The organism is Saccharothrix sp. CCNWYY140 (assembly GCF_037401995.1).
Lineage (GTDB): Bacteria > Actinomycetota > Actinomycetes > Mycobacteriales > Pseudonocardiaceae > Actinosynnema.
Genome location: NZ_JBBEGC010000115.1, coordinates 1 through 23180, shown reverse-complemented (window position 1 = coordinate 23180; position 23180 = coordinate 1). Strand labels below are relative to the sequence as shown.

General features: G+C 71.7%; 19 protein-coding genes. 13 read left to right on the top strand and 6 right to left on the bottom strand.

Annotated elements, in window-relative coordinates; all coding sequences use genetic code 11:
• Nucleotides 1-140 precede the first annotated feature (140 nt).
• From WBN91_RS32000 to WBN91_RS31990, 3 genes are read right to left on the bottom strand one after another with little or no spacing between them, the layout of a single operon-like run.
• Nucleotides 141-1403, bottom strand: coding sequence for a lipopolysaccharide biosynthesis protein (locus WBN91_RS32000; protein WP_337727986.1), 1263 nt, complete (start codon nt 1401-1403; stop codon nt 141-143).
• On the bottom strand, nt 1400-2506 hold the full coding sequence (locus WBN91_RS31995) for a glycosyltransferase family 4 protein (protein ID WP_337727985.1): 1107 nt from the start codon (nt 2504-2506) through the stop codon (nt 1400-1402). The genes WBN91_RS32000 and WBN91_RS31995 overlap by 4 nt, the downstream gene beginning before the upstream one ends.
• A gap of 29 nt (nt 2507-2535) precedes the next feature.
• Nucleotides 2536-3693 (bottom strand): glycosyltransferase family 4 protein, encoded by a 1158-nt coding sequence (locus WBN91_RS31990; RefSeq protein ID WP_337727984.1) that lies wholly within the window; start codon nt 3691-3693, stop codon nt 2536-2538.
• 99 nt (nt 3694-3792) lie between these two features.
• On the opposite strand from WBN91_RS31990, the gene serS reads away from it, so the two are divergent.
• Together serS and WBN91_RS31980 are read left to right on the top strand one after the other, a co-directional pair.
• Nucleotides 3793-5043 carry a serine--tRNA ligase gene (serS, locus tag WBN91_RS31985; RefSeq protein WP_337727983.1) on the top strand — a complete coding sequence of 417 codons (1251 nt, stop codon included), beginning with the start codon at nt 3793-3795 and terminating at the stop codon, nt 5041-5043.
• A gap of 2 nt (nt 5044-5045) precedes the next feature.
• The gene (locus WBN91_RS31980; RefSeq protein WP_337727982.1) at nt 5046-5735 is read left to right on the top strand and encodes a UDP-N-acetylglucosamine acyltransferase; all 690 of its coding nucleotides are present in this window, start codon (nt 5046-5048) and stop codon (nt 5733-5735) included.
• Between the two features lie 90 nt (nt 5736-5825).
• On the opposite strand, the gene WBN91_RS31975 is transcribed toward WBN91_RS31980, so the two are convergent.
• Genes WBN91_RS31975 through WBN91_RS31965 form a run of 3 tightly spaced genes read right to left on the bottom strand, consistent with a single transcriptional unit; the run spans nt 5826 to nt 9021 of the window.
• Nucleotides 5826-6923: a UDP-N-acetylglucosamine 2-epimerase gene (locus tag WBN91_RS31975; RefSeq protein WP_337727981.1), complete on the bottom strand. Its 1098-nt coding sequence runs from the start codon at nt 6921-6923 to the stop codon at nt 5826-5828.
• A gap of 36 nt (nt 6924-6959) precedes the next feature.
• Nucleotides 6960-8126: an L-2-hydroxyglutarate oxidase gene (lhgO, locus tag WBN91_RS31970; RefSeq protein ID WP_337727980.1), complete on the bottom strand. Its 1167-nt coding sequence runs from the start codon at nt 8124-8126 to the stop codon at nt 6960-6962.
• 31 nt (nt 8127-8157) lie between these two features.
• Nucleotides 8158-9021, bottom strand: a complete 864-nt coding sequence (locus WBN91_RS31965) for an LLM class flavin-dependent oxidoreductase (RefSeq protein ID WP_337727979.1) — start codon at nt 9019-9021, stop codon at nt 8158-8160.
• A 62-nt stretch (nt 9022-9083) separates the two neighbouring features.
• Between WBN91_RS31965 and WBN91_RS31960 the strand changes: the two genes are divergently transcribed.
• From WBN91_RS31960 to WBN91_RS31910, 11 genes are all read left to right on the top strand, one after another.
• Nucleotides 9084-9896, top strand: a complete 813-nt coding sequence (locus WBN91_RS31960) for an HAD family hydrolase (protein ID WP_337727978.1) — start codon at nt 9084-9086, stop codon at nt 9894-9896.
• A 158-nt stretch (nt 9897-10054) separates the two neighbouring features.
• The gene (locus tag WBN91_RS31955) at nt 10055-11152 is read left to right on the top strand and encodes a DegT/DnrJ/EryC1/StrS family aminotransferase (protein ID WP_337727977.1); all 1098 of its coding nucleotides are present in this window, start codon (nt 10055-10057) and stop codon (nt 11150-11152) included.
• The gene (locus tag WBN91_RS31950) at nt 11149-12120 is read left to right on the top strand and encodes a Gfo/Idh/MocA family protein (RefSeq protein ID WP_337727976.1); all 972 of its coding nucleotides are present in this window, start codon (nt 11149-11151) and stop codon (nt 12118-12120) included. Before WBN91_RS31955 ends, WBN91_RS31950 begins: the two co-directional genes overlap by 4 nt.
• A 38-nt stretch (nt 12121-12158) precedes the next feature.
• Nucleotides 12159-14075, top strand: coding sequence for a DUF6541 family protein (locus WBN91_RS31945; protein ID WP_337727975.1), 1917 nt, complete (start codon nt 12159-12161; stop codon nt 14073-14075).
• A gap of 141 nt (nt 14076-14216) precedes the next feature.
• Complete coding sequence (locus WBN91_RS31940) at nt 14217-16256, top strand: DUF6541 family protein (protein WP_337729424.1); 2040 nt, start codon at nt 14217-14219, stop codon at nt 16254-16256.
• 37 nt (nt 16257-16293) lie between these two features.
• The gene (locus WBN91_RS31935) at nt 16294-17298 is read left to right on the top strand and encodes a glycosyltransferase family 2 protein (protein ID WP_337727973.1); all 1005 of its coding nucleotides are present in this window, start codon (nt 16294-16296) and stop codon (nt 17296-17298) included.
• Nucleotides 17295-18557 carry a hypothetical protein gene (locus tag WBN91_RS31930; RefSeq protein ID WP_337727972.1) on the top strand — a complete coding sequence of 421 codons (1263 nt, stop codon included), beginning with the start codon at nt 17295-17297 and terminating at the stop codon, nt 18555-18557. Before WBN91_RS31935 ends, WBN91_RS31930 begins: the two co-directional genes overlap by 4 nt.
• Nucleotides 18558-18567: 10 nt before the next feature.
• Complete coding sequence (locus WBN91_RS31925) at nt 18568-19296, top strand: glycosyltransferase family 2 protein (RefSeq protein ID WP_337727971.1); 729 nt, start codon at nt 18568-18570, stop codon at nt 19294-19296.
• Between the two features lie 12 nt (nt 19297-19308).
• Entirely contained in the window at nt 19309-19725 is a 417-nt protein-coding gene (locus WBN91_RS31920) for a DUF2304 domain-containing protein (RefSeq protein ID WP_337727970.1), read from the top strand.
• A gap of 64 nt (nt 19726-19789) precedes the next feature.
• The gene (gene glf / locus WBN91_RS31915; protein ID WP_337727969.1) at nt 19790-20974 is read left to right on the top strand and encodes a UDP-galactopyranose mutase; all 1185 of its coding nucleotides are present in this window, start codon (nt 19790-19792) and stop codon (nt 20972-20974) included.
• Between the two features lie 138 nt (nt 20975-21112).
• On the top strand, nt 21113-23008 hold the full coding sequence (locus WBN91_RS31910) for a glycosyltransferase (RefSeq protein ID WP_443217836.1): 1896 nt from the start codon (nt 21113-21115) through the stop codon (nt 23006-23008).
• The last annotated feature ends 172 nt before the right edge of the window (nt 23009-23180 follow it).

Here is a 23180-nt window from a genome sequence, read left to right as displayed (position 1 = left end):
GGATGACACAAGCAAGAAGCCCAAGTTGCGCTGTGTCCTCCTCGGTGGACTGCCGCTTGCCGGCTCCGCCGAAGAGCCCGCGCTGCGCGCGGAAGAGGCCGCCGTGGGGGTGGTGGTCTGAGGGGTTGCGGGGGTTCCGTCTAGGGGGTTGGGGCGGGGGTGGCTTCGCGGGTGGTGCGGCGGTGGGTTAGGGCCATGCGGACTACGCCGTCGCTGGAGCCGATCTCGATGGCGATCAGTGCCACGCCGATGGCGATGCCCGAGGCCAGGATGATGTGCCAGGCCGAGTCGTGCAGGAACGCCAGTAGGACCCAGTGCGCCAGTGCCGTTCCTACCAGGCCGCCGATCATCAGCTTGCTCTTCTTGGCGATGGCGAACATCAGGTGCACCCACAGCACCGCCGCCGCCGTCATGACCAGGGCCAACGGAGCCAGCAGTGGCTTGGACGCCCCATAAGCCGGGCCGAAGGTCGCGGTCAGCAAGGACGTTGGCACAAGCCACAAGCCCAGGGCCACGGCTAGACCGCTCACGGCGGTCAGGCCCATCGTCTTGAGGACCAGGCCGTCTGCCCGTTCGCCGCGCTCCAGTGCCGCTGCCGCGCGGGGTAGCAGGACCATCGCCAGTGCGGACGGCGCGAACAGTGCCACCTTGCCCAGCAGGACGGCACCGGCGTAGTGGGCGCGTTCGATCTCGGGCAGGGTGGCCTGTGCGACCAGCAGGTCCACGTTGGTCAGGGACGAGAACGCCAGCAGGCCGATCATCGTGACCACGGTGCTGGGCATGGCGGGTGGCGTGGTCGGGGGGACCTTCATGTCCCGCACGACCGGCGGCAGCATCACGGCCAGGCCGATCACGGCGGCGGCGAGCATGGCCAGCATCGACCCGGACATGCCGGCGATCAGCACGAACACCGGCAGCAGCAGGGGGCGCAGTGCGCCCAGTGGGCCGGCCAGTGCGAACGCCACGTACCGGAAGCGCTCCGCGCCCTGTGCCACACCGGTCACGACCAGCAGGATCGCCGTCCACGCCATCCACAGGGCGGCGAACACCAAAGGCTGCGCGGCGCCGATGTTGAGGCGTTCGGCCAGTAGCGGGCTCAGGCCGGACAGGGCGATCGCGATGCCCAGGCTCACCAGGCCCATGCGACGGCCCAGCCGGCGCAGGTAACCGGACAGTTCGCCGGGTGTGCCGGACGCCCTCAGCACGGCCACGTCCCGCGCGGCGGCCACCTGGATGCCGTTGACCGGCATCTGCACGATGGTGCCGAACGAGATCATCGCCGAGATCGCGGCGAACTCGCCGGGGGACACCATGCGCGCGGCGATCAGGTAGAACAGGTAGTTGCCCGCGTGGCCCGCGAAGCTGGCGATGAGGACTACCAGCCCCTCGCGCCGGGCACTCACCGTGTGCCCGTCTTCTGGGCGACCATCTTCCGGTACACCTCGGCGTGCGCGTCGGCGGTGCGCTGCCAGGTGAACTGGGCGGCCCGCTTGAGGCCCGCCGCGGACAGCGCCTCGCGCAGCACCGGGTCCGCCACCACCTTGCGCACGCCGGCGGCGATGGACGCCGTGTCGTACGGGTCGACGTAGACCATGTCGTCGCCGCCGACCTCGCGCAGCACCGGGATGTCCGAGCCGACCACGGGGCACCCGCGTGCCATCGCCTCCACCACGGGCAGGCCGAAGCCCTCGAACAGCGTGGGGAACACGTAGGCGCTCGCGCCCTCGTACAGGTCGGCCAGCTCCTCGGCGGTCACCCAGCCGTGCAGGTCGACGTCGTCCTCCAGGCCCAGGTCGCGCACCAGCGGCGCGAGCGGGTCGTCGCCGTGGCTGCCGGTGACGACCAGCCTCGGGCGTTCGGCGGCGGGGATCGACGCCCACGCCTCCAGCAGCCGGCCGTGGTTCTTGTGCGGCATCCGGTTGCCGCCGGTCAGCACGTACGGGCGGCCGGCGCGTTCGACGCGCTTGCCGGGCTCCACCTGGTCCGCGCCGAGGTGGATCATGTCGATGTCGGACCGGGACCGGCCCAGCAGCGCCACGATGTCGTCCGCCGACGCGTCGCTGATCGTGTGGATGCGGGTCGCGGCCCGCGCGCTGGCCCGGCTGAGCAGCTGCACCGCCTTCGCCCGGCCGCCGGGCACCCACTCCGGGTGCTTGATCGGCAGCACGTCCAGAACCGACACCAACGTGGGCAGCAGCCGCACCGAGGGGCCGAAGTTCGCCGGGCAGTGCAGCAGGTCGGCCTTGATCGACTTGGCCTTCACCGCCACCGCGAACGCCTCGGCCAGCGCCCACTGCACCCGGTTCTCCCCGGACACGGGCAGCGGCACGATCTCGCCGGGGAACCAGTCCGGCGGGTTGGCCGCCAGCTCCCGGTTGCCGATCCCGACGAAGCGCAGGTCGTCGTGCGCGGCGGCCAGGGCCGGGAACACGCCCCGCACGTACGTTTCCGCGCCGCCCTTCTTGCCGGTGAAGAACACGAGGTCTACGGCGATGTGGAGAGGCACGCGGGTCATGGTAGGCCGGTCACGGGGTGTTACCTCCGCGCCGCCGCCACCAGCCGGTCCAGGATGCCGCGGGCGGCGGCCTGGATGGTGTTGGTCCTGCTCACCTCGGCGTACCAGGCGTGGGTGGTCTTGCGCAGCGGCTCGCCCGCGGACACCACCTCCGCGATCGCGCCGCCGAGGTCGGCGGGGGAGGTGGACGCGGCGACCTTGCCGTTGACGCCGTTCTCCACCAGTTCGACCGACGCGTTGTCGTCCGCCTCGACCAGCACCACGGGCGTCCCGACCGCGCACGCCTCGACCACGACCAGGCCGTAGCCCTCCCGCTGGGACGGGTTGACCAGCACGGCGGCCGTGCGGATGCCCTCGTCCAGCTCCTCCTGGCTGACGAACCCGGGCGTCTTGACCACGTCCGCCAGGCCCAGCCGCTCGATCTCCGCGAGCACGGCGGCCCGCGACGGCCCCTCGCCGTAGATCGTGGCCGTCAGGTCGGGGACGGTCTTGCGCGCCTCCGCGATGGCGGCGGGCAGCGCCTCGACCCGCTTGTCCGGGATGTGCCGGCCCACGAAGACGACGTTCGGCGCGCCGGACACGCTCAGCGTCGGCTCCACTTCGCCCTGCGGGTCGATCAGGCCGGGGCTGACCACGGCCTTCGACCGCAGGCCACCGGCCTCCAGCCGCCCGGCGTTCATCCGCGAGTGGCAGGACGCGAACGGGCTGAGCTTGGCCGCCAGCCACTGGAGGGTGCTCGCCACCCGGCCGATCACCGGCCCGGCGTAGGTGCGCCACTGGTCGGGCCGCCACACCTCCAGGAAGTCCACGCCGACCGCGACCCCGGAGAACACCAGCGCCGCCCGCACGGCCGGGACGTTGGTGGAGGGCAGCGCGGACACCAGCACGGCGTCGTAGGACTTCCGGTTCTTCAGGAAGTGGAAGAACAGGCCCTTGGCGTACTTGATCGCGGGACCGAGGGTGCGGGCGCCGTTGTCGTCGTAGAGCCCGTCGTCGTGGCTGATCTCGACGACCTTGATGCCGTCGAGCTCGGGCGGCGCGCCGTCCCACTGCCGGCGGGTCAGGTAGGTGACCTCGTGCCCGGCCGCGGCGAACTCCTCGGCGAACCGGCGGTACTGGCGTTCGCCACCGCCCTTGGACCACGGGAACAGGCAGTCATAGGCAACGGCGATGCGCACTTTGCGGTCCTCCACAGATCGGCCGCGCTGGGAATGCCGGCGATGCTATCGGGATATCGGTTCGGGACCGTGACCGGCCAAGGTCTACCCTTTGCCCTCGTGATTGACCTCAAGGCCCTGCGCGAGAACCCGGAAGCCGTCCGCGCGTCGCAGCGTGCGCGTGGCGAGGACGAGACCGTGGTCGACGCGCTGCTGTCCGCCGACGAGCGGCGGAGGGCCGCGATCGCCCGGGCCGACGCGTTGCGCGGTGAGCAGAAGGCGTTCGGCAAGCAGGTCGGCAAGGCGCGCGGCGAGGAGCGTGAGGCGCTGCTGGCCAAGGGCAAGGAGCTGGCCGCCGAGGTCAAGGCCGCCGAGGCCGAGCAGGCGCAGGCCGAGGCCGAGCGGGAGCAGCTGCACCGCTCGATCCCCAACGTGGTCCACCCGGACGCCCCGCACGGCGGCGAGGACGACTACGTGGTGCTCAAGCACGTCGGCGAGCCCCGCGCGTTCGACTTCGAGCCGCTGGACCACCTGGACCTGGGCACCCGGCTGGGCGGCATCGACATGGAGCGCGGCGCGAAGGTGTCGGGCTCGCGGTTCTACTTCCTCACCGGCGTGCTCGCCCAGCTGGAGCTGGCGCTGCTGAACATGGCCGTCGCCCAGGCCACCCGCGCGGGCTTCACGCTGGCCATCACGCCCACCCTGGTCCGCCCGGAGATCATGGCCGGCACCGGCTTCCTGGGCGCGCACGCGAGCGAGGTCTACCGGCTGCGCGACGACGACCTGTACCTGGTCGGCACGTCGGAGGTGCCGCTGGCGGGCTTCCACGCCGACGAGATCATCGACGGCGAGAAGCGGTACGCGGGCTGGTCGTCGTGCTACCGCCGCGAGGCCGGGTCGTACGGCAAGGACACCCGCGGCATCATCCGCGTGCACCAGTTCAACAAGGTCGAGATGTTCTCCTACGTCAAGCCCGAGGACGCCGAGGCCGAGCACGCCCGGCTGCTGGCCTGGGAAGAGGAGATGCTGGCCAAGATCGAGGTCCCGTACCGGGTCATCGACACGGCCGCCGGCGACCTGGGCACCAGCGCCGCCCGCAAGTTCGACTGCGAGGCCTGGGTCCCGACCCAGCAGGCGTACCGCGAGCTGACCTCGACCTCGAACTGCACCACCTTCCAGGCCCGCCGGCTCAACACCCGCTACCGGGACGAGAACGGCAAGCCGCAGATCGTGGCCACGCTGAACGGCACCCTGGCGACCACCCGCTGGATCGTGGCGATCCTGGAGAACCACCAGAACGCCGACGGCTCGGTCACGGTCCCGCAGGCGCTGCGCCCGTTCCTGGGCCTCGACGTGCTGACGCCACGGTAGCGATGGCGAACCGGATCCACCCGACCGCGGTCATCGGCGACGGGGTCGAACTGGGTGACGACAACGTCATCGGCCCCTTCACGGTGATCGTCGGCCCGACCCGCATCGGTGACGGCAACTACATCGGTCCGCACGCGAGCATCGGCGGCCCGTCCGAGCACGTCGCCGCACCCCACCCGGCCGGGTGGGAGGGCGAGTTGGCCGGCGAGGGCGTGGTGATCGGCAGCCGCAACCGGATCCGCGAGTTCGTCTGCGTCAGCCAAGGGCACGTGGAGACCACGCGGGTCGGCGACGACTGCTACCTGATGGGCCGCTCGCACGTCGCCCACGACTGCGTGGTGGGCGACGGGGTGGTGCTGACCAGCGCGGTCCAGCTCGCCGGGCACTGCCGGATCTGGTCGGGCGCAAACCTGGGGCTGGGCACGGTGGTGCACCAGCGGACCAGCGTCGGTCCGGGCGCGATGGTCGGCATGGGGTCGGTGGTGACCCGGGAGATCGGGGCGTTCACCAAGGCCTACGGCGTGCCGGCGCGCGTCCACGGCGTGAACTCCGTGGGTCTCCAGCGGCGCGGCTGCACCGACGAGGCGGTCGCGGAGCTCACCGGCTACCTGCTGGGCGAGCGCGACTCCTACGACGCGGACCTGCCGGACGAGGTCGCGGCCCTGCTCAAGGCGTGGGCGGACCGGCACTGACGTCCTGCGGCGCGGAACCGGCGCGCTGCGGCTGCGCGGGACTGGCGCTTCGCGGCGGCGCGGCCTGACACCGCGCCGCCGGGCGGGGTCCTAGCAGTAGCCGAGCTGGGCCAGGGTGTCGGCGATGATCGTGCTGGGGTGGAACTTGTCCATCTTCGACGGCGTCCGGTACGACTCGTAGTCGTCCAGGAACGACTCCAGCTTGCCGCCGTCCATCCCGGTCAGCACCACCGCGGTGCCGGGGCCGGTCGCGCCCTCGGTGCGCTCGCGGTGGATCGCGCACGGCACGCCCAGGTAGTCGCACTCGGCCTGGAGGCCGCCGGAGTCGGTGACGACGAACTTCGCCCGCGCCATGATCGGCAGGAACGACAGGTAGCGCAGCTTCGGCTTGAGGATGAACCGCTCGTTGTCGAACAGGTGCTCCAGGCCGTACTGCTTGATCCGGTCCTGCTCCGGCGGACCCGCCAGGTACAGGATCGGCATCCGCGCGCTGGCCTTCTTCAGCAGCTCCAGCGCCTCGCGGTACTTGTCGGCGCGGGAGACCAGCTCGAAGCGGTGCAGCGTCGCCAGGCCGAACTCGGCGGGCAGCTCGAAGGTGGGCTCCGCGTCGATCGCCAGGCGCATGGCGTCGATGGCGGTGTTGGCGCCGGTGTTCACCACGGCCCCGCGCGCGCTGCGCAGGTTGTGCGCCTCGCGCGCGGTGGGCGCGAAGTGCAGGTCCACGATCTTCGCGGCGAGCTTGCGGTTGATCTCCTCGGGCAGCGGGGACAGCAGGCTGCCCGAGCGGCACCCGGCCTCGACGTGCGCCACGCGGGCCTTGAGGATGCGCTTGCCGATCAACGCGCCGTACGGGGTGGTGAAGGTGTCGCCGTGCACCATGACCAGCGGCGGGCGGCCGTCGTCGGTGAGGATCGAGCGGAGTTCGTCGCGGCGGGTCCACGCGGTGCGCAGGACCGTCGCCGCCCAGCCGGGGACCTGCGCCGGGCGCTCGATGTGGACCGCCTGCTCCTTCGGCACGAGCCACACGGCGGGCTCGGGCAGCCGCAGGTCGTCCAGCGTCTCGGCGACGTGGTCGACGTGCTGCGCGGTGAACCAGATCTGCGGCTTGGTGCCCCGCTCCGAGATCGCGTGGAAGACCGGAGCGATCTTGATCAGTTCCGCGGTGGTGCCGAGGATGAAGGAGATCACGGCTGGACAGAGTACCGGTGGGCCGACGTCCGGCGGTCAGCGCGTCAGGTCGGCGACGTGCTTCGCGATCTCCAGAGATCCGGTCGCGGCGGGCGACGGCGCGTTGAGGACGTGCACCTGACCGGGGGCTGTTTCGACCAGGAAGTCGTCCACCAGCGACCCGTCCGGGAGCATCGCCTGCGCCCGCACGCCGGCCGACGCGGGCACCAGGTCGTCCTCCCGCACCGCGGGCACCAGGCGGGCCAGGCTCGCGGCGAACCGCTTGCGCGAGAACGACCGCAGCACCTCGTCCAGGCCGGTCCGCGCGTACCGCCGGGCCAGCCGCCACGTGCCGGGGAACCGCGCCACCTCGGCCACGTCCCGGCCGGAGAAGTCCCGCCACCGGTAGCCCTCGCGGCGCAGCGCCAGCACCGCGTTCGGGCCGCAGTGCACGCTGCCGTCGAGCATCCGGGTCAGGTGCACGCCCAGGAACGGCAGCGTCGGGTCCGGCACCGGGTAGATCAGCCCGCGCACCAGCGACGTCCGCCTCAGCTCGAAGTACTCGCCCCGGAACGGCACGATCCGCGCGGCCGGCGCGAGGCCCGCCATCCGGGCGATCCGGTCGCTGTGCAGGCCGGCGCAGTTGACCAGCACGTCCGCCCGCACCACGCCGGACGGGGTCGCCACCTCGACACCGCCGCCCCGACCGGGTCGGATGGCCAGTGCCGGCGTGGAAAGCCGCAGGTCCTGGCCCTCCAGTCGGCGCACGAGCGCCGCGCAGACGGCCGGGAAGTCGATGATGCCGGTGCTCTCCACGCGCAGCGCCTCGACGCACGCCACCTCGGGCTCGTAGTCCCGTGCCTCGGCGGCGGTGATCAGCTTCGCGGGCACGCCGTTGGCCTCGGCGCGTTCCGCGAGGGCGTGCAGCCGGGGCAGTTCGTCGGTCGAGGTGGCCACGACGAGCTTGCCGCACACCTCCACGGGCACGTCGTTGCGCCGGGCGAACTCGATCATGGACCGGTTGCCGGCCACGGACATCCGCGCCTTCAGCGACCCCGGCTTGTAGTACAGGCCGGCGTGCACGACGTTGCTGTTGTGCCCGGTCTGGTGGGCGGCCCAGCGGTCCTCCTTCTCCAGGACCGTGACCCGGTCACCCCTGGTGACCAGCTCGTTCGCCACTGCCAGGCCGACGATCCCGCCGCCGATGACCACGATGTGCCGCACGGGCGGTGCATCGGCTCGGTGCGACACGGCGTTACCCCAGCGCCGGCAGGACGTCGGAGGCGACCTCTTCGAGCACGCTCTCCCGTCCCGCGTACACGCCGTCGTGCCGGGGCCAGTGCACGACCACGTCGGTGAACCCGAGCTCCTCGGCCCGGCCCACGGCGTCGCGGAAGGTCTCCACGCTGGTCAGCGAGTACACGGGGGCCGAGTCCAGGCTCAGGTACCGGTCGACGCGCCGGCCGTGCTCGTGCTGCACCTCGGTGAACCGCGCCGCCAGCTCCGCCACCCCGCGCCACCAGGCGTCGAGGTCGTCGTCTTCAGTGCCGGACGTCACCCAGCCCTGCCCGTGCCGGGCGGCGACGGCCATCGCCTTCGGCCCGTTGGCCGCGATCAGGAAGGGCGGGCGGGGCCGCTGCACCGGGCCGGGGTAGCTGCGCGCGTCCACGGCCGAGAAGTGCTTGCCCTCGTACGTGGTCCGGTCCCTGGTCAGCAGCTTGTCCAGCAGCTCGACGAACTCGCCGAACCGCTCCGCCCGGCGGGGCGGGGCCTCCTGCCCCAGCGCCTGGTGGTCGTACCCGTCACCGCCACCCGCGCCGATGCCGACGGTCAGCCGGCCGTCGGAGATGTCGTCCAGCGCGAGCAGCTCGCGCGCGAACGGCACGGGGTGCCGGAACGTGGGGCTCGCCACGAAAGTGCCCAGCCGGATGCGCTCCGTCACCATCGCGGCGGCGGTCAGCGTGGGCACCGCGCCGAACCACGGTCCGTCCGCGAGCGTGCGCCACGCCAGGTGGTCGTAGGTCCAGGCGTGGTGGAAGCCGTACTCCTCGGCTGCCCTCCACTTGGGCTCGGCGAACCACCAGCGGTGTTCGGGGAGGATGACGATGCCGGTGCGCACGCCTCGTACGGTAGCCAGGTGTTCGCCCACCGGTCATGGCGGGACCAGGCATCATCGGTGGTGTGGAAAGACCTGGACTCGTGGCCTCGGACGTCGACGGAACCCTGCTCAGCCCCCTGCACGGGGTGACCGAGCGCACCGCGGAGGCGGTGCGGCGGGTGGTGGCGGCGGGCGTGCCGTTCGTGCTGGCCACGGGTCGCCCACCCCGCTGGGTGCCCGAAATCGCCCAACAGGCGGACCTCGACGGTTACGCGGTGTGCGCGAACGGCGCCGTGCTGTACCACCTGGGGCAGGACCGCGTGCTGTGGCAGCGCACCCTCGCCCCGCTGCTGGTCCGCGACGTCATGGGCGAACTGGACCGGGTGCTGCCCGGCATCGCGTTCGCGGTGGAGCGGACCGGCCGGACGGCTTTCGACGACACCGTGCCCCAGTTCATCGCCGAGGACAGCTACACCCACCCGTGGCCCGAGGGCCCGGAGCCGAACGGCGACCGCGCGGGGATGCTCACCACGCCGGTGGTCAAGATCCTCGCCCGGCACCGCGACATGACCAGCGCCGAGATGGCCGAGGCTGCTGCTCTGGTGCTGGACGGGCAGGTGGATGTGACGTTCTCCACGACTATGGGCCTGATCGAGTTGTCCGCGCCGGGTGTGACCAAGGTGACGGGGTTGGCCGACGTGGCCGAGCGGTTGGGCGTGCCCGCCGCCGAGGTGGTCGCGTTCGGGGACATGCCCAACGACATCGAGATGCTGACCTGGGCCGGTCACGGGGTGGCTATGGCGAACGCGCACCCGGACGCCAAGGCCGTCGCCGACGAGGTCACGGCCCCGAATTCCGAGGACGGTGTGGCCCTGGTCTTGGAGCGGTGGTTCTGAACCGTTCCACACGAGGTTTTCACACGGCGGTGACGTCTTCGTCACATCGGGCGTGGTGACCCGTGGCGGGTCGGGGGCGTCGCGGCAGGTAGCGTGGTGCCCCGCGTTGCCGGCCGAAGGCACCGTAGCCAGGCGTTCGAAGGCGGAGAGACTGCTGCATGATCCCCATCACTGTCGTTGACGTGGCCGCGGCCGAGGACCTCGTGGTCCAGGTGCTGCGTTCCGGGGCGATCGCCCAGGGGCCGATGGTCAAGCGGTTCGAGGACGCCTTCAGTGGTGTCGCCGGTGTGCCGCACGCGGTGGCCGTGAACAACGGCACCACCGCGTTGGTCGCTTCCCTCCAGGTGTTGGACCTCCAGCCCGGCGACGAGGTGGTGACCTCGCCGTTCACCTTCGTCGCCACGTTGAACGCGATCCTGGAGGCCGGGGCCACGGCGCGGTTCGCCGACATCTCCGACGAGGACTTCAACCTCGACCCGGCGAAGGTGGCTGCGGCGCTCACGCCGCGCACCAAGGTGCTCATGCCGGTGCACCTCTACGGGCAGATGGCCGACATGGGCCGCTTGGTACCGCTGGCCGAGGAGCACGGGCTCGCGCTGGTCGAGGACGCCGCGCAGGCCGTCGGCGCGACCTTCGAGGGGCGTCCGGCCGGCAGCTACGGCCTGGGCTGCTTCTCCCTCTACGCCACCAAGAACATCACCACGGCCGAGGGCGGCGTGATCACCACCGCCGACGACACCCTCGCCGACCGGCTGCGCGTCCTGCGCAACCAGGGCATGCGGCAGCGCTACCAGTACGAGGTCGCGGGCCACAACTACCGCATGACCGACGTGCACGCGGCGATCGGCATCCCGCAGCTGGAGCAGCTCCCGACCATCACCGAGGCCCGCCAGCGCAACGCCGAGGCGCTCACCAAGGGCCTGGACGGCGTCAAGGGGCTGCGCACGCCGCGCGTCCTGCCCGGCCGGACCCACGTGTGGCACCAGTACACCGTGCTGATCACCGACGACGCCCCCGCCAGCCGCGACGAGTTCGCCGCGAAGCTGACCGAGAAGGGCATCGGCAACGGCATCTACTACCCCAAGACGGTCTTCGACTACGACTGCTACCGGGACAACCCGAACGTCGTGGCGAGCGAGGTGCCGGTGGCCGAGCGGGTGGCGCGGCAGGCGTTGTCGTTGCCGGTGCACCCGAAGCTGACCGATGCCGAGCTCGACACGATCATCGGCGCTGTGCGCGAGGTGTTGGGCGCATGACCCCGAAGGTCGCCCTCGTCGGCGTGGGCTCGATGGGTTCCCTGCACGCCCGCGTCACCAGCCAGAGCGAGCGCTGCGAGTTGACCCGCGTGGTCGACCCGCGGGAGGACGTCGGCAAGCGGGTCGCCGACAACTACGGCGCGCGGTGGACGCCGGAGATCGGCGACCTGTCCGACGTGGACGCCGTGATCGTGGCCTCCGCGACGGAGTCGCACTTCCCGTTGGCGCTGGAGGTCCTCAACCAGGGCAAGCCGCTGCTGGTGGAGAAGCCGGTGTGCGCGGACCTGGCGGAGACCGAGGAGGTGCTGGCGCTCTCGGAGAAGCTGGGCCTGCCGGTCATGTGCGGTCTGCTGGAGCGCTACAACCCGGCGGTCATGACCGCGCTGGAGCTGATCACCGAGCCGGTGTACGTGTCCGCGATCCGGCACTCGCCGTACGCGCCGCGCATCCGCACCGGTGTCGCGTGGGACCTGCTGGTGCACGACGTCGACCTGGCGATCCGCTGCATGGGCGGCGCCGAGCCGCACGGGTTCTCCGCGGGTGTCGGCCAGTTCCACCCGGATTCGGTGCCCGGCGCCGAGGACGTGGTGAACACCCTGCTGACCTTCCCGTCCGGCGCGATCGCGTCGGTGTCGGCCAGCCGCATCGGGCAGCGCAAGATCCGCTCGCTGTCCATCACCGAGCTGGACCGGCTGATCGAGGTCGACCTGCTCACCCGCAACATCACGATCTACCACCACGTGTCGCAGGACGCGGCCACGCCCGACGGCCGCGGCTACCGGCAGCAGGCGATCATCGAGATCCCGGAGCTGGTCACCGCCCGCGAGCCGCTGGCGACCCAGCTCGACCGGTTCCTCGACCTGATCGAGGGCCGCGTGGACGCCGACGCCGAGCGCGCGTCCATCCTGCCCTCCCACCGCGCGGTGGCGGCCGTGCGTGCGAAGTCGGCCGCCGGCCGGACCTCGTGAGTCACCCCTCCCCTGGAAGCACGGCAGGTTAACCGAAGATGATCGCCTTGGTCCTCCTGGCCTTCTGGGCGCCCGGCCTCGCGCTGGGCCTCGCGCTGCGGTTGCGCGGGTGGACACTGGCCGCCGCGGCGCCCGCGCTGACGTTCGGCATGGTGTCCCTGGCCGTCGTGGTGCTGCCGAGGACCGGTGTGCGGTGGACGATCCCGACGGCGTTGCTGTGGGCGGCCTTCCTCGTCGTGCTGGCCGCCGTCGCGACGTGGCTGGTGCACCGGCGCGCGCCGCGGGTCGCGGAGGTCGAGGAGAAGCGGCTCACCACCCGTGACCACGTGCTGGTCGGTGTGGGTGTGGCGCTCGGGGCCGGGTGGGCGCTGTTCACCTACATGCGCGGCATCACGACCGTGCAGGCCGTGAGCCAGGACTGGGACGCGCCCTACCACGGTGGCGCGGTCCGCCGGATCGCCGAGGTCGGCGACCTGTCCCCGGCCGACCTGGCGGTGCTGGCGAACACGCCCGGCAAGGCCGGCTACTTCTACCCGAACACCTACCACTCGCTGCTCGCGAGCGTGTTCGACACCGGCTGGGTCGACATGGCGGCTCTGCTGAACTACGGCGTGATGGCGTCGCTGGTCGCGTGGCCGCTGGGCATCGCCGCGTTCGGCCTGGCGTGGCGGCTGCCGGCGCTGGGCGTCGCGGTGGCGGCGCTGGTGTCCACGTGGTTCGGCCCCTTCCCGTACGACCTGCTGTGGCGCGGTCCGTTGTGGCCGTACGTGGCGGGTCTCGCGCTCGTCCCCGCCGCGCTGGCGCTGCTGCGGGAGGTCCTGGACGGTCGTCGCGGCATCGGCGCGCCGGTCGCGCTCGCCCTCACCACGGCCGGTCTGGTCGGTCTGCACACCAGCTTGTCGTTCGTGCTGGCGATCTACGGCGTGATGCTGCTGGTGGCGCTGCTGGTCAAGCTGGAGCGGGTGGACTGGCGAGCGGCGCGGTTCCCGCTGGTGCTCACGGCGGCGCTGGCGGTGCTGTTCGCGGTGCCCGTGGTGCTGCCCGCGCTGTCCAACGTCGGCGGCATCACCGGCGCCGAGTGGCCGGAGCTGTTCAAGCCGGTCCCGGCTTTGCGGCAGGCCCTGGTGTTCTCCGCCGCCGACCCCACGCCGTTCTGGTGGACGGGCTTCGCCGCGCTGGCCGGCACGATCGTCCTGCTGTTCCGCCGCCGCCTGGTGTGGGTGGTCGCCGCGTGGGCCGTGTTCGTGGTGATGTTCGTGTCGGCGGCGGCGAAGGTGCTGCCGTTCCTGTCGGTGCTGACCGGCCCGTTCTACAACGACGCCTGGCGGATCGCCGCCCTGTACCCGCTGCTGGGCGCGGTCGCGATCGGCGAGCTGGCGCACTTCCTCGGCACGCGGGCGGCGGCGCTGGCCGCTCCTCGGCTGGGCAAGCCGTGGGCGCCGGCCGTGCTCCCGGTCGCGGGGGCGTTCCTGCTGGTCGCGGTCATGGCGGTGGGCAGCGGCGGCAACCTCGCGAAGAACCAGGCACGGCTGGCCTGGCACATGGGCGAGGGCGAGGTCGTCAGCCGCGACGAGGTCGCGGCGTACCGGTGGCTCGGCGAGCACGTGGGACCGGACGACGTGGTGGCCAACGACGTGCGGGACGGCGGCGTCTGGATGTACCCGCTGGCCGGGGTGAAGCCGCTGAACTACACCTACTACGGCCTGCCGGAGAACAGCGACGGCTGGTGGCTGGAGCAGAACCTCAACAAGCTCGACACCGACCCCAAGGTGCGGGAACTGGTCGACCGCATGCGCATCCGGTACGTCCTCTACGGCGAGGGCATGGTGCAGCGCAAGGGCGAACGGTCCAAGGGCATGGTCCGCTTGGACTCCGTGCAGCACCTCCGGAAGGTGTTCCAGAACCCCGGTGCGACGATCTACGAGGTGCTGCCGGACGGGTCCACGACACCGTGACACCCTCCCGGTGGTTTCACCGGGATGACACGTGCACGAAACGATCCTTAATGGAGCACCGGGTTAGCATCGCGCCCGGTTTGCCACTTTGAGCCACCGGGGGGCCGGTATGAGGCACGATCCGATCCGTTGGGTGAGCCGGTGACCCTCTCCGACCTGGTGGCGCTCGCCGTGGCGCTGGCGGTGGCCGTGCTCCCGGGCGCGTCCCTGCTGTTCGCGTTCGGCGTGCGGGCAAGAGCGTGGTTCGTGGGCTTCTCGGTGCCGGCTTCCGTGGGTGTCGCGACGCTGACCGCGTCGGCGTGCGCGGTGGTCGGTCTGCGCTTCGGTCCGGTGACGCTCGGCGTGGTGACGGCGTTGCTGGTCGCCGCGGGCGTGGTGGTGGCCGTGCGCCGCCGCCGCCGTTCGGACGAGCGCGTCTCCGGGCGGACACCGGGTGTCGCGTGGGTCGGCCAGATCGCGGGCGGCCTGCTGCTGGTCGGCGCGATGCTGTTGGGCGCCCGCTCCTGGTTCGGCGGCCTCGGCGAGTCGCTCGCCACGGTCGGCCAGGAGCACGACCTGATCATCCACCACATGCTGACCGCGTACATCCAGCGCAGCGGCAACGGTGCGCCGTGGCAGCTGATGCCCGCCGACGTCATGACCGGCAGCGGCGTCGCCTACTACCCGTCGGGCGTACACCTGCTCGCCGCCGTGACCGCCGTGCTGCTGGGCAACACGGTCGTGGCGCTGAACGCGACGACCGTCGTCGTGCTGGCCTTCGCCTGGGTGGCGTCCGTCGCCGCCCTCACCTACGTGGCCGCCCGGCGCGGCCGGTTGAGCCGGTCGGTGGCGAGCCTGTCGGGCGGTGTCGCGGCGGTGGTCGCGGCCGGGCTGTACCGGCCGGTGTTCTCGCTCATGCACGAGGGCGGCATCCTCGCCAACGCCTCCGCCCTGGTCCTCGTCCCCGGCGTGCTGGCGGCGCTGCTGAGCCTGCCCCGCCGGGGGTGGCTGCCGATCGTGCCGCTCGGCGTGGGGTGCGCGGGCATCCTCGCGGTGCACCCGACCGCCGCCGCCTCGGTCGGCGTGAGCTTCGCCGCCTGGCTGGTCGGCGAGCTGCTGGTGCGCGGCGGACCTCGCCGAGTTCTGCGGGACGTGCCGCGGGTGGTCGGGGCGGGCGCGGTCGCCGTCGTGGTCGGCCTGCCGGTGCTCGCGCAGGTCCTCACCGTCAGCGGCGGCCCGCAGCAGTTCGGGGCGGACATCGCGCCGCAGACCTTCAGCAGCGCGGTCGGCAACGCGATCGGCCTGGTCTACGCCGGGTGGGTCCCGGCGAACGCGGGCTACCCGCAGTTCGCGGCCGTCGTGGTGACCATGCTCGGCGTGGTCGCGGTCCTGGTCACCCGCCGCGGCCTGGGTGCGCTGATGGCGTGGGCCGCCTGGCTGGCGATCGAGGTGGCGTTCGCGACCAGCCCGGGTGTCGGGCCGGAGACGAAGCTGGCGGGCCTGTTCTACAACGCGCACCTGCGCATCTGGTCGCACCTGTCGCTGTTCGCGCCGGTCCTGGCCGGTCTGGGCGTGGTGCTCACCGCGTGCGGCGTCGTGCTGTGGCTGGCCCGCCTGGCGCCGGTCGTGCGCGCCCGTGCGCGGGTCGCGGTGGTCGCGGTCGCGGTGGTCGGCGGCGCGCTGTACCTGGCGCTGCCCGGCGTGCACTACGCGAGCGTGGAGTCCGAGTACCTCGCGACCCGGTACGTCCGGTCGCACTTCACGCGGGTCGGCGCGGACGACGAGAAGGCCATCGCGTGGCTCGCCGAACGGGTCCGGCCGGGCGAGCGGGTGCTGAACTCGGCCAACGACGGTTCGACCTTCCTGTACGTCGAGAAGGGCATCCCGGTCGTCAACACCCACTCGCTGGGCACGCCCCTCGCCCCGTACACGTACGAGTTGATGGCCCGCTTCAACACCTACCCGAACGACCCCGCGATCCGAAAGGCGCTGCGCGACCTCAACGTGCGGTGGCTCTACGTCGACACCATCGCGCCCGGCATCGGGTCCGGGGTCTCGCCGAACAACTGGGTCGGCGGCCCGTCGTTCGCGCTGGCGCCCGGGTTCGCCGACCTGGACGGGCTCCCCGGGCTGACCCTCGGGTTCACCTCGGGGACGGTCTCGGTGTACGAGCTGGACCTGGACGCGGCTGCCGCACCCTGACGCCGGCGACCCGGCGGGCGAGCTGGATACTGGGCGCGTGACGAGCCGGACCGACGTCCCCAGCCTCAGCATTGTCATCCCGGTGTACAACGAGCCCGACTGGATCGGCCGCTCGGTGGGCGCGCTGCGCACGGCCCTGGCCCGCGCCGACTGGGACGCCGAGATCGTCGTGGTCGACGACGGCAGCACCGACGACACGCCCGCCCGGCTCGCCGAGCTGGACGTGACCGTCGTGAGCCAGCCCAACGGCGGGCGGTTCGCCGCGCGGTTCGCGGGCCTCCGGAAGGCGACCGGCGACCTGGTCCTGCTGCTGGACAGCCGGGTCCTGCTCGGCGAGGACTCGCTGGTCTACCTGCGCGAACAGCTCGCGGAGCACCCGGAGCGGACGGTCTGGAACGGCCACGTCGCCTCCGACGACCCCGCCAACCCGTACGGGGCGTTCATGTCCGGCCTGGTCGCCGTGGGCTGGCGCAAGTACCTGGCGAACCCGCGGCTGACGTCGTTCACCGCCGAGGACTTCGACCTCTACCCGAAGGGCACCGGGATGTTCCTGGCGCCCCGCGACCTGTTGGAGAAGGCGGCCACGTCGTTCTCCTCGCTCTACGACGACGTGCGCCTGGCCAGCGACGACACCCGGATGCTGCGGCACATCGCCGAGCAGGGGCCGATCTTCCTCTCGCCCGGGTTCAACGGGCTCTACCACAGCCGCGACTCGTTCGAGAAGTTCACGCGGCACGCCTACTTCCGCGGCAGCACGTTCGTCGACGGCTACCTCGACTCGCCGGGGCCGGTGCGCAACGCCGCGTTCGGCGCGGCGGCCGTGAGCGCCGTGACCCTCGGGCTGCTGCTGCGCCGGCCCAAGACCGCGTTGGCCCTGGTCGGGGCCGGTTCGGCGGCGGCCGGTGTGGTGGTGCGCCGGTGCGGCGGCTCGAAGGCCCAGGCGCTGGCCGTGGCTCGGCTGCTGCCGGTGTTCGCGTCCTGCTTCGGCGCGGGTGTGGTGCGCGGGCTCGCGCTGGCGCTGCGCAAGCGCTGGGGCAAGTGACCGCGCCGGTGCGCGGTCTCGGGCGCTCGCTGGGCACGGTCGGCGTCGCCCTGCTGGTCGCCACCGGCCTGGGCACCCTCTTGCAGATCGTGTGCGCCCGGCTGCTCACCCCGGCCGAGTTCACCGTGTTCAGCGGCTTCTGGGGCGTGGTGTTCGGGTTCGGCGCGGCCGTCGCGCCGATCGAGCAGGAGATCTCGCGGCTGTCCGCGCACGCGGCCCTGGACGGCAAGCCCACCGGCGGGCAGGCGGTGCGCACCGCGGTCGTGGGTGGCGTGGCCGTGCTCGCCGCCGGCCTGGTGACCCTGGTGCCCGCGGTCGGCGACCGGCTGTTCTCCGGTGACCGGTGGCTCGGCGTGGTCGCGCTCGCGGGCGGGCTCGGGTTCGCCGTGCAGGTGGCGTTGCGCGGGCTGCTGATCGGGCACGACCGGATTCGCCCGTACGGGGCGATCGTCGTCGTCGAGGCCCTCGCCCGGATCCTCGTGGTCGCCGCGCTGGTCGTGGCGGGCCTGACCGGGGTGGTGCCGTTCGCCGTCGCGGTGGCCTGCGGGTCGTTCGCGTGGCTGCTGTTCGCCGCGCCCGCCGGGCGGCTGGTGGACCGCCGCGCCGACGGCGAGGCGTGGCCGGTGGTGGTGCGCCGCGTGCTGGTGCTGATGCTGGGCGCGGCGCTCACCGCGTCCGTGCTGACCGGCTACCCGGCGATGGTGAACCTGCTGGTCGGTCAGGGCGACGACCCGGCGCTGGGCGCGCTGTTCGCGACCGTCGTGGTGGCCAGGTTCCCGCTGCTGCTGCTCTCGCCGGTCCAGACGATGGCGGTCCCCGCGGTGGTGCGGCTGTCCCGGGACGAGGAGGGGCGCCGCCGCCTGCGTTCGCTGCTGCTCAAGGGCTCGGCGGTGGCGCTGGCCGTGGCCGCCGCGGGCGGGGTGGTCGGCTGGCTGGTCGGGCCGTGGGCCGTGCGGCTGGTGTACGGGCCGGACTACGTCGTCCAGCCCGCCGCCGTCGCCGGGCTGGCGTGGTCGTCGGTGCTGCTGGGGGCGACCCTGCTGCTGGCCGCCGTCCTGGTGGCCCGCGCCCAGGCCAACCGGGTCCTGCTGGTGTGGACCGTCGTGGCCGCGACCAGCGCGTTCGTGCTGCTGCTGTGGCCGGGGGCCGCCGTCGACCGGGCCGTGCTCGGCCTCGTGCTCGCCCCCACGGTGGGCGCGGCGGTCGCGCTGGCGCTCGTGGTGCACCGCAGTGCCGACGTCCGACCGACCGCCGACTAGGCTCTTCGGCGTGTCTGACTCGGTCGACCTGCGTCGAGTGCTGGTCGTACTCCCGGCGCTGAACGAAGAACACAACATCGACAAGATCGTCGCCGAGGTGATGGCCGAGCTGCCCGAGGCGGCGGTGCTGGTCGTGGACGACGGGTCCACCGACCGCACGAGCGCGCGCGCCCGGGAGGCGGGCGCCCAGGTGGCCCGGCTCGCGGTGAACCTCGGCGTCGGCGGGGCGATGCGCACCGGCTTCCGGTACGCCGTGCGCCACGGCTACGACATCGTCGTGCAGGTCGACGCCGACGGCCAGCACAACCCCGCCGAGGTGCCCGACCTGCTGCGCGAGCTCGACCGCGCCGACCTGGTCATCGGCGCCCGGTTCGCGGGCAAGGGCGACTACAAGGCCCGCGGCCCCCGCCGCTGGGCCATGAAGGTCTTCTCGGTCGTGCTGTCCTGGATCTCCGGCCAGAAGCTCACCGACGTCACGTCCGGCTTCAAAGCCGCAGGTCCGCGCGCTGTGCAGCTGTTCGCCCGGCACTACCCGGCCGAGTACCTCGGCGACACGCTGGAGTCCCTGGTCATGGCCGTGCGCGCGGGTCTGCAAGTCCGCCAGGTCCCGGTGGCGATGCGCATGCGCACCACCGGCACGCCGAGCACCTCGCCGGTGAAGTCGGCCGTGTACCTCGTGCGGGCGGCGCTCGCGCTCCTGTTGGCCCTGATGCGCGGCAAGCCCGCGAAAACCGCCTAGGAGGTCGGTCCCATGCCGCAGTGGCGGGTGTTCGCGGTCCTGCTGGCCGTGGTGGTGCTGCTGGTCGTCATCGAGATGATGCGCCGGCGCAAGCTGCGCGAGAAGTACGCCGGCATGTGGTTGCTGGTGGGCGTCGGCGTCGTGCTGTTCGGCGCGGTGCCCGGTTTGCCGTCGTGGCTCGCCGGGCTCACCGGGGTCCAGTTGGCGGCCAACTTCCTCTTCGCGGTCGCGGCCGTGGTGCTGCTGTTCGTGGTGCTCCAGCTCAGCAGCGAGGTAGGCCACTTGGAGGAGGAGGTGCGCACCACGGTGGAGGAGATCGCCCTGCTGAGGTGCGAGCTGGACGACGCCAAACGCGAGCTGTCCGCACGCGTCGCACGGGCCGAGTCCGAGGTCCGCGAACTGGTGGACGCACGCGAGGCGCAGCGCTAGTCGACGTCGGGGTGCCCGGGGGTGGGCGGTGTCACGCCCGGTCACTGCCGTACCCTCAGGTGCCGTGAGCTTCGCAGGATATGACCTGATCGTGGTCGGTTCCGGCTTCTACGGCCTGACCGTCGCCGAGCGTGCCGCCAGCCAGTTGGACAAGCGCGTGCTGGTGCTCGAACGGCGCGAGCACATCGGTGGCAACGCCTACTCCGAGGCGGAGCCGGAGACCGGGATCGAGGTGCACCGGTACGGGGCGCACCTGTTCCACACCTCCAACAAGCGGGTGTGGGACTACGTCAACCAGTTCACCGAGTTCACCGGGTACCAGCACCGGGTGTTCGCCATGCACAAGGGCGTGGCCTACCAGTTCCCGATGGGTCTGGGCCTGATCACCCAGTTCCTCGGCCGGTACCTGTCCCCCGACGAGGCCCGCGCCTGGGTCGCCGAGCAGGCCTCCGAGATCGACTCCAAGGACGCCACCAACCTGGAGGAGAAGGCGATCTCGCTGATCGGCCGCCCCCTCTACGAGGCGTTCGTGCGCGACTACACCGCGAAGCAGTGGCAGACCGACCCCAAGGAGCTGCCGGCCGCGGTCATCAGCCGGCTCCCGGTCCGCTACACGTTCGACAACCGGTACTTCAACGACACGTACGAGGGCCTCCCCAAGGACGGCTACACGGCGTGGCTGAAGAACATGGCCGACCACCCGAACATCGAGGTCCGCCTGAACGTCGACTTCTTCGACGTCAAGGACGAGATCCCGGAGGGCACCCCCGTCGTCTACACCGGCCCCGTGGACCGGTACTTCGACTACTCCGAGGGCCGGCTGGGCTGGCGCACCCTGGACTTCGAGCAGGAGGTGCTGCCGACCGGCGACTTCCAGGGCACCCCGGTGATGAACTACAACGACGCGGACGTGCCGTTCACCCGCATCCACGAGTTCCGGCACTTCCACCCGGAGCGGGAGTACCCGAACGACAAGACGGTCATCGTGCGCGAGTTCTCCCGGTTCGCCAAGGAGGACGACGAGCCGTACTACCCGATCAACACCGCCGACGACCGCGCCAAGCTCGAGCACTACCGCGAGCTGGCCAAGCGCGAGGCGGCCGAGCGGAACGTGCTGTTCGGCGGCCGGTTGGGCACCTACAAGTACCTCGACATGCACATGGCGATCGGGTCGGCGCTGACCGTGTTCGACAACAAGATCGCGCCGCACCTGACCGACGGCACGCCGCTCGACGGCAGCCTGGACTGACCTGACGCCGGACCGCGCCGCGTCGCCGTTCCGCGACGACGCGGTATGGTCGTTTCACCACCAACAAGGACACGGGCCGCCCGCCGAGGTGGTCGTCCGCACGCGACTCGAACCACGTCAGAGGGGTTCGCCGGAGGAATGCACGTGACCGAGCACAGCTCCAGTGGCGGTATCGACCCGGGCAAGGTGCTCCAGCGGATCATCCTGCCGCGGGACGAGGACCCGTTGGACGTCCGCCCGCTCTACCTGGACGAGCCGGAGAACGTGCACTCGCACGTGTCGTCGCGCCGGTCGGTGACCGTCCCCGCGTCGGCCAAGGTGTCGTTCGCTTCCTACTTCAACGCGTTCCCCGCGTCCTACTGGAAGCGGTGGACCGTGGTGGACGAGGTCGTGCTGCGGATGCGCGTGCGCGGCTCCGGCCGGGTGGACGTCTACCGGTCCAAGCCCAACGGCGACCCCATTCACCTGGACGGGCGACCCGTCCGCGCGACCGGTGACTGGGCGGAGGTCGAGTTCCGGGTCGGCCTCAAGCCGTTCGAGGACGGCGGCTGGATCTGGTTCGACATCTTCACCGACGACTCCTCGCTGGAGATCGACGAGGCGGCCTGGACCACGGACCTCGACCTCCCCGCGCAGCGGGTCGCCATCGGCATGACCACCATGCGCCCGGTGGACGCCGTGATCGCCCTGCGCGCGCTGGGCGAGGACCCGTCCGTGCTTGACGTGGTGCACAAGGTCTTCGTCGCCGACCAGGGCGCGGTCAAGGTGCGCGACACCGAGGGCTACGCCGAGGCGGTGAAGCTGCTCGGCGACAAACTGGAGGTCATCGAGCAGGACAACCTGGGCGGGTCCGGCGGCTTCACCCGCGGCCTGTACGAGGCGATCGAGCACACCGAGGTCGAGCAGATCATGCTCATGGACGACGACATCCGCCTGGAACCGGACGCGGTCCTGCGCTCCAACGCGTTCGCCCGCGCGGCGGCCCAGCCGGTCATCGTCGGCAGCCACATGCTCAACCTCCAGGCCCGCGCCCGCCTGCACAGCATGGGCGAGGTCGTGGACCTGGCCTCGGGCTACTGGCGCCCCGCCCCCGGCGCGGTCACCGACCACGACTTCGGCGAGGAGTCGCTGCGCGAGACCGAGGAACTGCACCTGCGCATCAACGCCACCTACAACGGCTGGTGGATGTGCCTGTTCCCCCGCGAGGTCGTGCAACGCACCGGCTACCCGCTGCCGCTGTTCATCAAGTGGGACGACGCCGAGTACTCGCTGAGGGCCCTGGAGAACGGCTTCCCGACGGTCTCCCTGCCGGGCTCGGCGGTGTGGCACATGCCGTGGACCGACAAGAACGACGCCACGGACTGGCAGGCGTACTTCCACACCCGCAACCGCCTGGTGATGGCGGCCCTGCACAGCCCGTACGACATCCGATCGACGCTGGTCAAGCAGGGTATGAAGCTGACCCTGCGCCACCTGCTGTCGATGGAGTACTCGACGGTCGCGGTGCAGCAGAAGGCCCTAGAGGACTTCATGGCCGGCCCGTCACGCCTGTTCGACTCCCTGCGCACGGCACTGCCGGAAATCCAGGCCCTGCGCCGCTCATACCCGGACGCCCAGGTCCTGCCCTCGGCCCGCGAGTTCCCGCCGCCCACGTTCGACATGGTGCGCGCGGAGGCGATGCTCAAGCCGCCGACCAACCCCGCCACCATCGCGGCAGAGGCGGCAAAGGCGCTGGTCCACAACCTGCGCGCCCCCGAGGCCTCGACCACGGAACGCCCGCAGATCAACGTGCCGGCCACCAACGCCCGCTGGTTCCTGCTGGGCAACCTCGACAGCGCGACGGTCTCCAACGCCGACGGCAGCGGGGTGGCTTTCCGCAAGCGCGACCCGAAGGAATTCCGCAAGCTGATGGCCCGGGCGGTGCGGAACTACCGGCGGCTGGGGCAGGAGTGGCCCAGGCTCAAGCAGGTGTACCGGGATGCCCTGCCGGAGTTGACGTCCGTCGAGTCGTGGCGCAAGGTCTTCGAGAACTGAAACCAGGCTCATAGCTGATAGCTGAAAGGCACCGCCCACACAGGCGGTGCCTTTCGCTTTTCCGCGCGTCGCGCGGTCTCTCGCGCGGAGCGCGTCCTTCGCGCGCGGAGCGCGCGGTAGGTGTTACCTACAAGTGGAGGGCCTCGGTTCCCCCACCGTATGGCCTGCCCGA